We start from the raw sequence: 12,015 nt of genomic DNA, 5'->3' as shown, positions 1-12,015 counted from the left end.
TATGAGATCGAGCGCCGCGCGGGCGGCGCTCGATATACGCCATACCACAAAGCCAAAGCCAAGCACCCAGGAACCGAACCTTGCGCACAGCCATACTGTTCCTCCTCCTGCTGCTCACCGCCTGCAATCAAGGCCCCACCCTGGAGCGCCTGGGTGGGCCGACCATGGGCAGTAGCTACAGCATTCAGTATGTCCGTGAACCCGGTGGCCCAGCGCCGGCCCAGGTGCAGGCAGCGGTCGAAACCATCCTTGATGAAATCGACCGGCACTATTCGACCTACCGCGGCGATTCTATCGTCAGCCAGTTCAACCAGTTGCCTGCCAACCAGTGCCTGGCCCTGCCGTCCAACATGCTCGAGCTGGTCAACTTCGGCCTGCACCTGGCCGAACAAAGCGACGGTGCTTACGATCTTACCGTCGAGCCGTTGCTCGACCTGTGGGGCTTTGGCCCCCAGGCCCGCCACGAGCAGGTGCCCGACGCGCAGGCCTTGGCCCAGGTTCGTCAGCGCGTGGGCTATCGGCATTTGCACACCGAAGGCCAGGCTCTGTGCAAGGATGCCCCGGTGCAGCTCGACTTCAACAGTGTCGCCGCCGGCCACGCGGTCGACCTGATCGCCGCCCGGCTGCAGGCCATGGGCGTGGCCAGTTTTGTCGCCGAAGCCACCGGCGAGCTGAAAGCGGTTGGCCGCAAGCCCGATGGCAGCGCTTGGCGCATTGCCCTGGAGCTGCCGCGCGAAGACCGCCAGATCGCTCGCCAGATCATCCCCGTCAATGGCCTTTCAGTATCAACCTCGGGTGACTATCGGCATTATTTCGAGGAGAATGGCCGGCGCTATTCGCACACCTTCGATGCCCGCCTCGGGCGCCCGGTCGACCACGACCTTGCCGCCGTCACCGTGCTTGATGCCTCGGCACTGCAAGCCGACGGCTATTCGACGATGCTGCTGATCCTGGGCCCCGAGCGTGGCTGGGATTTTGCCTTGGCGCATGGCCTGGCCGCAGTTTTGGTGACTCGGGCAGAGGGTGGCTTCGTCTCCCGAGCTACGCCTGCGTTCGAACGGGCGGTGAAAGGCGAGTGAAAGCACAAGCAGGGATGATTGCCGCCAGGGAATGGGTAAAGCATATGTAGTGCGGGCGAAATTGGCCTACGACGCGACCAAGGGTTAATGTGCGCGGCGTTCACGCTTGATTAGACTGCACCCGAATTTTCTCATGACGCCCCGGCGGCATGATCGCGCCCCGCGAGCGACCGTGGCTTGCGGGCCAGTTCTGAAGGAGTACGCATGGCTGTCTACAACTACGACGTAGTGGTGCTGGGTTCCGGCCCGGCCGGTGAAGGCGCGGCAATGAACGCCGCCAAAGCAGGGCGCAAGGTGGCGATGGTCGATAGCCGTCGCCAGGTCGGGGGCAACTGCACCCATCTGGGCACCATCCCGTCCAAGGCACTGCGTCACTCGGTGCGGCAGATCATGCAGTTCAACACCAACCCGATGTTCCGCGCCATCGGTGAGCCGCGCTGGTTCTCGTTCCCGGACGTGCTGAAAAGCGCCGAGAAGGTCATCGCCAAGCAAGTGGCTTCGCGCACCGGCTACTACGCCCGGAACCGCGTTGACCTGTTCTTCGGCACCGGCAGCTTCGCCGACGAGCAGACTGTAGAAGTCGTGTGCCCGAATGGCGTGGTCGAAAAACTCAACGCCAAGCACATCATCATCGCTACCGGCTCGCGCCCGTACCGCCCGGCCGACATCGACTTCCACCACCCGCGGGTCTACGACAGCGACACCATCCTCAGCCTCAGCCACACCCCGCGCAAGCTCATCGTGTACGGCGCCGGTGTGATCGGTTGCGAATACGCGTCGATCTTCAGCGGCCTGGGTGTGCTGGTGGAGCTGGTCGATAACCGTGGCCAGCTGCTGAGCTTCCTCGATTCGGAAATTTCCCAGGCGCTGAGCTACCACTTCAGCAACAACAACATCACCGTGCGCCACAACGAAGAGTATGAGCGCGTCGAAGGCCTGGACAATGGGGTGATCCTGCACCTGAAGTCGGGCAAGAAGATCAAGGCCGACGCCTTGCTGTGGTGCAACGGCCGTACCGGCAACACCGACAAGCTGGGCCTGGAAAACATCGGCATCAAGGTCAACAGCCGTGGCCAGATCGAAGTTGACGAGGCCTACCGCACCAGCGTGCCGAACATCTACGGCGCTGGTGACGTGATCGGCTGGCCAAGCCTGGCCAGTGCTGCCCACGACCAGGGACGCTCGGCTGCTGGCAGCATCGTCGACAATGGCAGCTGGCGCTTCGTCAACGACGTGCCGACCGGCATCTACACCATTCCGGAAATCAGCTCGATCGGCAAGAACGAGCAGGAGCTGACCCAGGCCAAGGTGCCGTACGAAGTGGGCAAGGCCTTCTTCAAGAGCATGGCGCGTGCGCAGATCGCCGGCGAGCCGCAAGGCATGCTGAAGATCCTGTTCCATCGCGAGACGCTGGAAGTGCTGGGCGTGCACTGCTTTGGCTACCAGGCGTCGGAGATCGTTCACATCGGGCAGGCGGTCATGAACCAGCCGGGTGAGCAGAACAACCTGAAGTATTTCGTCAATACCACGTTCAACTACCCGACCATGGCTGAAGCCTATCGGGTAGCTGCCTACGACGGTCTGAACCGGCTTTTTTGAGCGGCTCCGACCGGTGGCCTGAGCCGGTCGGAGAGACCGATTTCAACCCTGCCCGAGGGTGGTCTTGGCCAAACCGGGAAAGTCTGTAATCAGGCTGTCCACGCCAAAGTCAGCAAGCCGGCGCATCAGTGCCGGCTCGTTGACCGTCCACACCGACACGTGCAAACCCTGGCCCTGCGCTTTCAGCAGGCGCTCGGGGGTGCACAGCGTCCAGTTCAGGGCCAGAAGGTCGCAGCCGTAGTTCTGCGCCACTTTCAGCGGGTCGAGCCAGGCGTATTCGGCTACCAGCCCACGTTTCACGTCCGGCACCAGCTCCAGGGCGGCACCCAGTACTTCGCGTGAGCTGGAGGTGATCGTCACCTTGTCCAGCAAGCCGTACTGCTGGGCCAGTTCACGAATCGCCAGCACCGTGGTGGCGGCGCGGGTGCGCGAAGCACTTTTCACTTCCAGTTGCCAGTGATCGAACGGGCATTTCTCGAACAGTTCTTCCAGTTTCGGGATCGTGCAGGGCTGTACATGGCCCGGCCCGCCTTTGCGTGCGTCGATCTTCACCAGCTCGGCGGCCGGGTGCTCGACCACTTTGCCGCGCCGGCCAGTGGTGCGCTTGAGGGTGGGGTCGTGGATCACCATCAGCTCGTTGTCGGATGACAGGTGCAGGTCCAGCTCGCAGCGCGTCACGCCGTGGGCCAGGCATTGCTGGAAGCTCTTCAGGGTGTTCTCGGGTGCTTCGCCCTTGGCGCCGCGATGGCCGTAGATCAGGGTCACGTTCGTTCCTTCAAATCAGAGAAATATGGGCTCAAGAGGAGGGGTCGTTCTGTTCCAGCTGCTGACGCCGTTGCTGTTGCTGACGCTGCAGAATGTAGCGGGCCAGCAGTTGCCGTTGGGCGTCGGTCATGTCGATGAACTCGGTGCCGACCTCGTAGCTGCCGTCCGGGCGCGGGTCGCAATGGGTGACCTTGCCGCGCAGCAGCAGGCCATGGGCGCGCGGCATCAGCACCATTTTCACTTTTACCTGGGTGTCCGGGGCGATTTGCGTGGGCTGGGCAAACTCGATGCCGCCCTCGGAGATGATCACCGGCTGGGGCTTGCCCACTTCGCCGAGCAGGGATTGCGCAACGACCGCGCTGAGCAGGTCGAGGCGTTTGTTCTGCGCACGCAGAAAGGCCGCGAGGGTACGGTCCTTGTCGCTGAGCTGGCGCAGCAGGTGCTGCGACTCGAAGTCGGACAGGTGCAGCTCGCTGAGCAGGTTGAACAGCGGGGAATCATCTTGCAATACATCTGGCTCAAGGGCTTCGGCCGCGCTGAGGGGGCTTATTTGAAGTGCGATCCGATCTTCGATGCGGTAGTATTCGCGGCGATCTTCTTCGTCTAATGTCGTCATGGCGAACCCAAGGTAGCGGCGGTGGTCCGAGTGTAAAGCCGCCGTAGGCGCCTCGCCACAAGGACGTTCCCTTTCATCCGAACAAGCCCCGACATGTTCAGACCTCTTTTCGCATTCATCGGCACGCGTTATACCCGTGCCAAACGACGCAATCATTTCGTCTCGTTCATTTCCCTGACCTCGATGATCGGCCTCGCCTTGGGCGTGGTGGTGATGATCGTGGTGCTGTCGGTCATGAACGGCTTCGACCACGAGATGCGTACTCGCGTGCTGGGCATGATCCCTCATGCCACGCTGGAGAGCGGCCAGCCCATTGGCGACTGGCAGGCCCTTGCCCAACAAGTAAAGCAGAATCCGCAGGTGCTGGCGGTTGCGCCGTTCACCCAGATGCAGGGCCTGCTGACCCATGACGGCAAGGTGCAGAAAGTACTGCTCAACGGCATCGACCCGGCCCGCGAACGCGAGGTGTCGATTATCGACAACTTCGTTCTGCAGGGCCGCCTGGACCAGCTGGCGCCGGGCGAGTGGGGGATCATGATCGGCGACAAGGCGGCGGCCAAGCTGGGCGTGGCCATTGGTGACAAGCTCACCTTCGTCGCCCCCGAGGTCAGCGTGACGCCGGCCGGCATGTTCCCGCGCATGAAGCGCTTCACCGTGGTCGGTACCTTCCACGTGGGTGCAGGCGAGATCGACGGCTACCTGGGGCTGACCAACATCAGCGACCTGTCCCGCCTGCACCGTTGGAAACCCGACCAGGTGCAGGGCCTGCGCCTGAAGTTCGACGACCTGTTCCAGGCGCCGCGAGTGGCCTGGAGCATCGCCCAGCAGTTGGGTGACCAGGAGTACTACAGCCGCGACTGGACCCGTACCCACGGCAACCTCTACCAGGCAATCCGCATGGAAAAGGCCATGATCGGCCTGTTGTTGCTGCTGATCGTGGCGGTGGCGGCGTTCAACATCATTTCCACCCTGGTGATGGTGGTCAACGACAAGCGTGGCGACATCGCGATCTTGCGCACCCTAGGCGCCACGCCCGGGCAGATCATGCTCATCTTCATGGTGCAGGGCACGGTGATCGGGGTGATCGGTACCCTGATCGGCGCGGTGGTCGGCATTCTTGCGGCGCTGAATGTCAGTGCCGCAATTGCCGGCATCGAGAAACTGATCGGGCACAAGTTCCTCAACGCCGACGTGTATTTCATCGATTACCTGCCGTCGCAGATCCAGGCACAAGACGTGTACATGGTCTGTGGTGCGGCGCTGGTCCTGAGTTTCTTCGCCACCCTGTACCCGGCCTGGCGTGCGGCGCGCACCCAGCCTGCAGAGGCGCTACGTTATGAGTGAGTCGCGCATGAGTGATAAAGCCGTTCTGAGTTGCCGCAACCTGGGCAAGTCCTACGACGAGGGCCCGGAGTCGGTCCAGGTACTGGCCGGCCTCAACCTTGAACTGCACGCCGGTGAGCGCATAGCGATCGTCGGTAGCTCAGGCTCCGGCAAAAGCACCTTGCTCAACCTGCTGGGCGGCCTCGATCGGCCGACGCAGGGCAGTGTCTGGCTGGCTGGCGAAGAGCTGTCGGCGCTGGGCGAGCGTGCCCGTGGCCTGCTGCGCAACCGTGAGCTGGGCTTTGTCTACCAGTTCCACCACCTGCTGCCTGAGTTCACCGCCATCGAGAACGTGTGCATGCCCCTGCTGATCGGCCGCACGCCCATTCCCGAGGCGCGTGAGCGTGCCCAGGCGCTGCTCAAGCGCGTGGGGCTGGGCCACCGGCTGAACCACAAGCCGGCCGAGCTTTCCGGCGGCGAGCGTCAGCGCGTGGCAATTGCCCGGGCACTGGTCAACCGCCCTGGCCTGGTGATGCTCGACGAGCCGACCGGCAACCTCGATCACCATACCGCCCAAGGCATCCAGGAGCTGATGCAGGAGCTGTCCAGTTCCTCGCGCACGGCGTTCCTGGTGGTCACCCACGACCTTAACCTGGCGCGGCAGATGGACCGTGTATTGAAGCTCGACGACGGCCACCTGGTGGCTATCTGATCGACTGCCCGGGGTGGCACGTGCTGCCCCGTTTTCCTGTTTTTACTGGGTGACTCCGTACATGTTCAGACCCTTGCCCATTTTCATCGGCGCGCGCTACACCCGAGCCAAGCGCCGCAACCACTTCATTTCGTTCATTTCGATGACCTCGATGATTGGCCTGTCGCTGGGCGTGCTGGCGATGATCGTGGTGCTGTCGGTCATGAACGGCTTCCAGCGTGAAATGAGCTCGCGCATTCTCGGCCTGGTGCCGCACGCCGCCATCCTTGGCGTACAGCCGCTGGACGACTGGCACAAGGTGGCTGACGCGGCCATGCAGAACCCGGCGGTAATGGCTGCGGCGCCCATTACCGAGATGGAAGGCATGCTCTCGTACAAGGGCGCGATGCAGCCTATTCAGGTGGGCGGTATCGACCCCGCCGAGGAAGGCAAGGTTTCGATTGTCGGCCAGCACATCGTCCAGGGCCGTCTGCAGGACCTGCAGCCGGGTGAGTTCGGCGTGGTCATCGGCGAGCTGACGGCTCGGCGTTTTCGCCTGAACACCGGCGACAAGCTGACCCTGATCGTTCCGGAAATCAGCAAGGAGCCGGGTGGTATCACCCCGCGCATGCAGCGCCTGACAGTGGTGGGTATCTTCAAGGTGGGCGCCGAACTGGACGGTTCGCAGGCCTATATCCATGTGGCCGATGCCGCCGAGATGCAGCGCTGGGCGCCAGGCCAGGTGCAGGGCGTGCGCCTCAAGTTGCACGACCTGTACGCCGCGCCGCAGGTGTCCAAGGCTATCGCCGCCGGTTTGGGCGACGCGTTCCGCGCCGATGACTGGTCGCACACCCAGGGCAGCCTGTTCAGTGCGATGAAGATGGAAAAGACCATGATCGGCCTGCTGTTGATGATGATCATCGCGGTGGCGGCGTTCAACATCATCGCCACCCTGGTGATGGTGGTGAACGACAAGGGGCCGGACATTGCCATTTTGCGCACCCTGGGCGCCACGCCGGCGCAGATCATGGGTACCTTCATGGTCCAGGGCAGCTTGATCGGTATTGTCGGCACGCTGATTGGTGGCGTGCTGGGGGTTATTGCGGCGTTCAATGTCAGCCAGATCGTCGGCTGGCTGGAGCGGGTGAGCGGGCAGCATATCTTCACTTCGGATGTGTACTTCGTCAGCAGCTTGCCGTCGCAGTTGCAGTGGGGTGATGTGGCGATGATCTGCACGGCAGGGCTGGTGATGAGCTTCCTCGCGACCATTTACCCGGCTTATCGGGCGTCGCAGGTGCAGCCGGCGATTGGCCTGGCGGTTTGAGGTAGACCACAGCTACGGCGCGGGCTCTGGGCTTGCGGCCCTGTGGTGGGGTTTGCCGACGATGGGCTGCCGGGCAGCCCCACTTTTACCGATCTTGAGCGAACTCGATCATGAATCGGGTCCACCCACCGTCGCACTCCGCTCGAATGCATCCGCCATGGGCCTGCACGATCGAGCGGGTAATCGCCAAGCCCAACCCCGCATGCTCGCTACTGCCTTCGCGCCGCGCAGGGTCCACGCGGTAGAAGCGGTCGAACAGCCGCGGCAAAGCAGCTGGCGCGATGGGCGGCCCGGTATTGGCCACGCTGATGCTTGGCCCAGGCTTCAGCGTTACCCTTACTTGCCCGCCCGTCGGGGTAAAGCGCAGGGCGTTATCCAGCAGGTTGGACAGCGCCCGGCGCAGCATATGCCGGTCGCCCAGCAACACGGCTTCACCCTCGCGCAGCATTTGGACATGGCTGTCTTCGGCCAGCGGCGCGTAGTACTCCAGCAGGGCATCCACCTCCTCATGCAGCGCCAAAGGTGCTTGGCCAGGTACTAGCAAGCCGTGGTCGGCCTTGGCCAGGAACAGCATGTCGTTGATCATCTGGGCCATCCACTGCAGTTCTTCCAGGTTGCCATGCAGTGCTTCGCGATACTCCTCGAGGCTACGTGGGCGGGTGAGGGTGACCTGGGTATGGGTCAGCAAGTTCGACAGCGGCGTGCGCAGTTCGTGGGCAATGTCGGCGGAAAACGCCGACAGGCGCTGGAAGGCATCGTCCAGGCGCTGCAGCATGGCATTCATGCTGGTGGCCAGCTCGGCCAGCTCCTCGGGCATCTGTGCCACTGGCAGGCGTGTGGTGAGGGAGCGCGCCGACACGCTGGCGGCCACCTGGCCCATCTGCCGTAGCGGGCGCAGGCCGCGGCGTACCGCCCAAGCGCCGAGCAGCGCGGTGACTAGCGCTGAAAGGCCGACAGTCAGCCAGATCAGGCGTTGCATGCCTTGCAGGAAGTGCTGGTGGTGGGTGATGTCGAGGTACAACGTCAGCTGCGGCGACTGTGCCGCGCCTTGAGCCAGGTGTACGGCCAGGCTGCGGTAGTCGGTGCCGTGTGCATGCAGGGTGGCCAGCCCGGCGCGGAGCGGTGCCGGTGGCAGCCCGGTGCGGCTTTCGAACCAGGTGGTGCCGTCGTTGCCGCTGATGCGCACGGCCAGGTCAGCCTGGTGGCTCAGCTCATCGCGTAAGGCGGGGAGGCGTACCTGCAGCTCGGTTGGGTTGGAAATGCCAGCCAGTTGGGTGCGCAACAGTGAAAGTCGCGAGTCCAGCAGTTGTTGGTCAAGTTCGACGAAGTGCTGCTCGCTGGCCTGGCTGAACAACAGGCCGGCGCCTAGCGAAACGGCGGCGGTGCAGGCGGCGAACAGCAGTGCCAGACGAGTGCCGAGGGAAACCCTGCGCATCATTCGGGGCGCTCTTCCATGACATAGCCCATGCCGCGTACGGTGTGGATCAGCTTGGTGGGGTGCGGGTCGTCGATTTTCAGGCGAAGGCGGCGGATCGCTACCTCGATCACGTTGGTATCGCTGTCGAAGTTCATGTCCCAGACCTGCGAGGCGATCAGCGATTTTGGCAACACTTCGCCCTGGCGGCGCAGTAGCAGTTCGAGCAGGGCGAACTCCTTGGCGGTCAGGTCGATGCGGCTGCCTGCGCGTTCGGCGCGGCGGCGGATAAGGTCCAGGCGCAGGTCGGCCAGGCTCAGGAGGGTGTCCAGGCTGGGGCTGGAGCCCCGGCGTAGCAGGCTGCGTACCCGGGCCAGCAGTTCGGAAAAGGCGAACGGCTTGACCAGGTAATCGTCGGCGCCCAGTTCCAGGCCGTGCACGCGGTCATCGACAGCGTCGCGGGCGGTCAGAAACAGTACCGGCGTGTCCAGGCCGGCCTGGCGCACGGCCTGGAGAATCTGCCAGCCGTTACGGCCGGGCAGCATCACGTCGAGGATCAGCAGGTCGTGGTCGCCGGTCAGGGCCAGGAACTGGCCGGTCTCGCCATCGGTGGCCAGCTCGGTGGCAAAGCCGGCTTCGCTCAGGCCCTGGCTCAGGTACTGGCCGGTGCGGGCCTGGTCTTCGACGATCAGCAGTTTCATTGGGTGGCTTGACTCCCACAGGGACCGAGTGATGTTGAAATGATACGTGACGAAGTGCCGGCTCGCCCAAGCTGACAAAGTTGTAATCTTCCCGTCAGGTAGCTGCCAGTCGCCGCTGACTAATGTGGCGTCATCCCGCTATGTATTACCGGAGTCATCATGAAACGCCTGTTCGTCGCCGCCACCCTTGCCTTGGCCAGCCTGCCGACCTTTGCCGGTGAGGCGCAACCCTTCGCCTTCGGCGAGCCGGCGCCGGCCGCCAAGGCCACCCGCACGGTCAATGTGGTGCTGAGGGACATTGCCTTCGAGCCCAAAAACCTGCAGGTAAAAGCCGGCGAGACGGTGCGCTTCGTGCTGGTCAACGAAGGCAAGCTGCCACACGAGTTCAACCTTGGCGACAAGGCCATGCATGCCGAGCACCAGAAGGAGATGGTCGCCATGCAGGGCAAGATGTTCACCGAGGGCATGAACCATGAAGGCATGGATCACAGCCAGATGATGAGCCACGGCCACTCGATGGCTCACGGCGGCGGCCATGGCCACGGGGACGGCAATACCGTGTTGGTCATGCCCGGCCAGCGTGCCGAACTGACCTGGAGCTTCCATAAGTCGGCACCCATCGAGTTCGCCTGCAACGTGCCGGGGCATTACCAGGCGGGCATGGTCGGGGCGCTGACCATCGAGTGACTGGCCCTGCAAGGCGGGGTGCAAAACCGGTAGACTAGGGGCAATTTCGAACCTCTAGGTCAGTTTCCATGCATCCTGCTGCCGAACACTCGCCGCTGGGCAAATCCAGCGAATACATTGCCACCTACTCCCCGGAGCAACTGTTCCCGATCCCCCGTACCGCCAAGTGGGCCGAGCTGGGCGTCACTGCCCAGACCTTGCCGTGGCAGGGCGTGGATTACTGGAACTGCTTCGAACTCAGCTGGCTGCTGCCGTCGGGCAAGCCGGTGGTGGCGATCGGCGAGTTCGCCATCCCGGCCGACTCGCCGAATATCATCGAGTCCAAGTCGTTCAAGCTGTACCTCAACTCGCTGAACCAGACAATGTTCGCGTCGCTGGGCGAATTGCAGGGCTGCCTGGAGAAGGACCTGTCTGCCGCCGCCGGCAAGCCGGTTAGCGTGAAGGTGCGTACCTTGGCCGAGGTCGAGGCCCAGGGCGTGGTGGCCTTGCCGGGGCTGTGCATCGATGCGTTGGACGTTGCCATCAGCAACTACGAGCACCCGCAGCCAGGGCTGCTGCGCTGCAACCCGGAGCGCGTGGTGGAAGAAACCTTGCACAGCCACCTGCTGAAGTCCAACTGCCCGGTGACCGGCCAGCCGGACTGGGGCAGCGTGGTGGTCGAGTACAAGGGCAGGGCGCTGGACCACGCCAGCCTGCTGACCTACCTGATCAGCTTCCGCCAGCATGCCGACTTCCATGAGCAGTGTGTAGAGCGCATTTACCTGGACTTGAAGAACCTGCTGCAGCCGGAGTATCTGACGGTGTATGCGCGGTATGTGCGCCGGGGCGGGCTGGATATCAACCCGTACCGCAGTACCCGAGCGATCAACCCGGAGAACACGCGGCTGGTCCGGCAGTAAGGTGCCAGTGGCCCGCTGTGGGGGCAGTTTACCCGCCCCCACAGCGGGCACAGGACAGCTCAGATCCCCATGCTGTGCAGCGAGTTGGCAATGCTGCGCAGGGTGGCGGTGAGGTCGGGGTGGTCGGCCTCGAAGCGTTCGATGGCCAGGTTCACGCCATCCACCAGGTTATTGTCCGGTGTGGCTTCCTCGAGTTTCAGTTGCGCTTCGATCTGGCGCGCTTCTTCGTGCAGCGCAGCCAGTTCGTCTTCCGAAAGCGGTACGTTGCGGTCCAGTTGCTCGCGCAAGCTGTTCAGGCGCTCTTGCAATTCGCGGGCAGGCATTGGCATTTCTCCATCAATGGCTTGGCTAGCCATGGACCTCAGCGAAGCGGCAAAGGTTCTGGCCTGTGTTCAGCGTAATCCACCTGGCGTTGCTTTGCATGATCCGCGTCAAGGCTGCTGTTTCAGGGTTTTTCACCTTTGCGCCGGCGCAGGGCGATGTCCTGCAGGCAGGTGTCCAGTGCTTCCAGATGGTCGATCACCGAGTGCACGCCCAGGCTGAACAGCTCCAGGGTCGCCTTGCCACGGGCAAGGTCCTGTTCCTGGGGGCTCAGGGCTTGCCATTGCTGGGAAGTGCGGTCGCAAAACGGGCTGCAGGCGGCCAGCCCCACTGTCCATAAGCCTGCGTTGAGGCCTGACTGCAGCAGACTCGGGTCGCCGCTGACCAGCACGCAGCCATCGAGGCGCTCGCTGTCGAGGCTCATCAATGCCTGCCAGCAGGCATTTGGTGCCGGCCAGCGCACGCCATTGACCGAGTGGCCGGGCAGCCAGGCTGGCAGCACATGGGCCAGGCGCTTGCTTTGCGTGCTGTTCAGGTCATCCAGCCAGATGCACGGCACCTGGCGCTGGCGCAGGCTGGCGAGGGTGGCCAGGGCG

At 63.4% G+C, this 12,015-nt stretch carries 13 protein-coding genes; 7 read left to right on the top strand and 6 right to left on the bottom strand.

Annotated elements, in window-relative coordinates:
• Positions 1 to 80 precede the first annotated feature (80 nt).
• The gene (locus DMX11_RS18275) at positions 81 to 1,079 is read left to right on the top strand and encodes an FAD:protein FMN transferase (protein ID WP_110745787.1); all 999 of its coding nucleotides are present in this window, start codon (positions 81 to 83) and stop codon (positions 1,077 to 1,079) included.
• Positions 1,080 to 1,283: 204 nt separating this feature from the next.
• On the top strand, positions 1,284 to 2,678 hold the full coding sequence (gene sthA, locus DMX11_RS18270; protein WP_110745786.1) for a Si-specific NAD(P)(+) transhydrogenase: 1,395 nt from the start codon (positions 1,284 to 1,286) through the stop codon (positions 2,676 to 2,678).
• Between the two features lie 42 nt (positions 2,679 to 2,720).
• Here sthA and DMX11_RS18265 read toward each other — a convergent pair whose 3' ends face one another.
• Positions 2,721 to 3,443, bottom strand: a complete 723-nt coding sequence (locus DMX11_RS18265) for a glycerophosphodiester phosphodiesterase (protein ID WP_110745785.1) — start codon at positions 3,441 to 3,443, stop codon at positions 2,721 to 2,723.
• A 31-nt stretch (positions 3,444 to 3,474) separates the two neighbouring features.
• Positions 3,475 to 4,059, bottom strand: coding sequence for a PilZ domain-containing protein (locus tag DMX11_RS18260; protein WP_110745784.1), 585 nt, complete (start codon positions 4,057 to 4,059; stop codon positions 3,475 to 3,477).
• Between the two features lie 93 nt (positions 4,060 to 4,152).
• Here DMX11_RS18260 and DMX11_RS18255 point away from each other — a divergent pair, with 93 nt between their 5' ends.
• The 3 genes from DMX11_RS18255 (at position 4,153) to DMX11_RS18245 (ending at position 7,397) form a co-directional block, all read left to right on the top strand.
• Positions 4,153 to 5,403: a lipoprotein-releasing ABC transporter permease subunit gene (locus DMX11_RS18255; RefSeq protein WP_110745783.1), complete on the top strand. Its 1,251-nt coding sequence runs from the start codon at positions 4,153 to 4,155 to the stop codon at positions 5,401 to 5,403.
• Positions 5,404 to 5,410: 7 nt separating this feature from the next.
• Positions 5,411 to 6,094, top strand: coding sequence for a lipoprotein-releasing ABC transporter ATP-binding protein LolD (gene lolD / locus DMX11_RS18250; protein ID WP_177410762.1), 684 nt, complete (start codon positions 5,411 to 5,413; stop codon positions 6,092 to 6,094).
• A gap of 61 nt (positions 6,095 to 6,155) precedes the next feature.
• Complete coding sequence (locus tag DMX11_RS18245) at positions 6,156 to 7,397, top strand: lipoprotein-releasing ABC transporter permease subunit (protein ID WP_110745781.1); 1,242 nt, start codon at positions 6,156 to 6,158, stop codon at positions 7,395 to 7,397.
• A gap of 85 nt (positions 7,398 to 7,482) precedes the next feature.
• Here DMX11_RS18245 and DMX11_RS18240 read toward each other — a convergent pair whose 3' ends face one another.
• Positions 7,483 to 8,835, bottom strand: coding sequence for a heavy metal sensor histidine kinase (locus DMX11_RS18240; protein ID WP_110745780.1), 1,353 nt, complete (start codon positions 8,833 to 8,835; stop codon positions 7,483 to 7,485).
• A complete protein-coding gene (gene cinR, locus DMX11_RS18235) occupies positions 8,832 to 9,512 on the bottom strand; it encodes a two-component system response regulator CinR (RefSeq protein ID WP_110745779.1) in 681 nt (226 codons plus the stop codon). Before cinR ends, DMX11_RS18240 begins: the two co-directional genes overlap by 4 nt.
• Before the next feature lie 159 nt (positions 9,513 to 9,671).
• Between cinR and DMX11_RS18230 the strand changes: the two genes are divergently transcribed.
• Entirely contained in the window at positions 9,672 to 10,199 is a 528-nt protein-coding gene (locus tag DMX11_RS18230; protein WP_110745778.1) for a plastocyanin/azurin family copper-binding protein, read from the top strand.
• A gap of 68 nt (positions 10,200 to 10,267) precedes the next feature.
• Positions 10,268 to 11,098 carry an NADPH-dependent 7-cyano-7-deazaguanine reductase QueF gene (gene queF, locus DMX11_RS18225; RefSeq protein WP_110745777.1) on the top strand — a complete coding sequence of 277 codons (831 nt, stop codon included), beginning with the start codon at positions 10,268 to 10,270 and terminating at the stop codon, positions 11,096 to 11,098.
• A 59-nt stretch (positions 11,099 to 11,157) separates the two neighbouring features.
• On the opposite strand, the gene DMX11_RS18220 is transcribed toward queF, so the two are convergent.
• Together DMX11_RS18220 and DMX11_RS18215 are read right to left on the bottom strand one after the other, a co-directional pair.
• Positions 11,158 to 11,421, bottom strand: coding sequence for a DUF4404 family protein (locus DMX11_RS18220; RefSeq protein ID WP_019471256.1), 264 nt, complete (start codon positions 11,419 to 11,421; stop codon positions 11,158 to 11,160).
• A 122-nt stretch (positions 11,422 to 11,543) separates the two neighbouring features.
• Positions 11,544 to 12,015: phosphonoacetaldehyde phosphonohydrolase-related protein (locus DMX11_RS18215; RefSeq protein WP_110745776.1), on the bottom strand; the 472-nt coding region annotated here is incomplete at its 5' end.

Source organism: Pseudomonas sp. LB-090624 (genome assembly GCF_003205205.1).
Taxonomy (GTDB): domain Bacteria; phylum Pseudomonadota; class Gammaproteobacteria; order Pseudomonadales; family Pseudomonadaceae; genus Aquipseudomonas.
This window is presented reverse-complemented; position numbering and strand designations above follow the sequence as displayed.

What these genes read in the sequence shown, in the direction of transcription:
- sthA (WP_110745786.1), top strand. Translation starts at nt 1,284, where the DNA reads ATGGCTGTCTACAACTACGACGTAGTGGTGCTGGGTTCCGGCCCGGCC.
- DMX11_RS18260 (WP_110745784.1), bottom strand. Translation starts at nt 4,059, where the DNA reads ATGACGACATTAGACGAAGAAGATCGCCGCGAATACTACCGCATCGAA.
- DMX11_RS18255 (WP_110745783.1), top strand. Translation starts at nt 4,153, where the DNA reads ATGTTCAGACCTCTTTTCGCATTCATCGGCACGCGTTATACCCGTGCC.
- lolD (WP_177410762.1), top strand. Translation starts at nt 5,411, where the DNA reads ATGAGTGATAAAGCCGTTCTGAGTTGCCGCAACCTGGGCAAGTCCTAC.
- DMX11_RS18245 (WP_110745781.1), top strand. Translation starts at nt 6,156, where the DNA reads ATGTTCAGACCCTTGCCCATTTTCATCGGCGCGCGCTACACCCGAGCC.
- DMX11_RS18240 (WP_110745780.1), bottom strand. Translation starts at nt 8,835, where the DNA reads ATGATGCGCAGGGTTTCCCTCGGCACTCGTCTGGCACTGCTGTTCGCC.
- cinR (WP_110745779.1), bottom strand. Translation starts at nt 9,512, where the DNA reads ATGAAACTGCTGATCGTCGAAGACCAGGCCCGCACCGGCCAGTACCTG.
- DMX11_RS18230 (WP_110745778.1), top strand. Translation starts at nt 9,672, where the DNA reads ATGAAACGCCTGTTCGTCGCCGCCACCCTTGCCTTGGCCAGCCTGCCG.
- queF (WP_110745777.1), top strand. Translation starts at nt 10,268, where the DNA reads ATGCATCCTGCTGCCGAACACTCGCCGCTGGGCAAATCCAGCGAATAC.
- DMX11_RS18220 (WP_019471256.1), bottom strand. Translation starts at nt 11,421, where the DNA reads ATGCCTGCCCGCGAATTGCAAGAGCGCCTGAACAGCTTGCGCGAGCAA.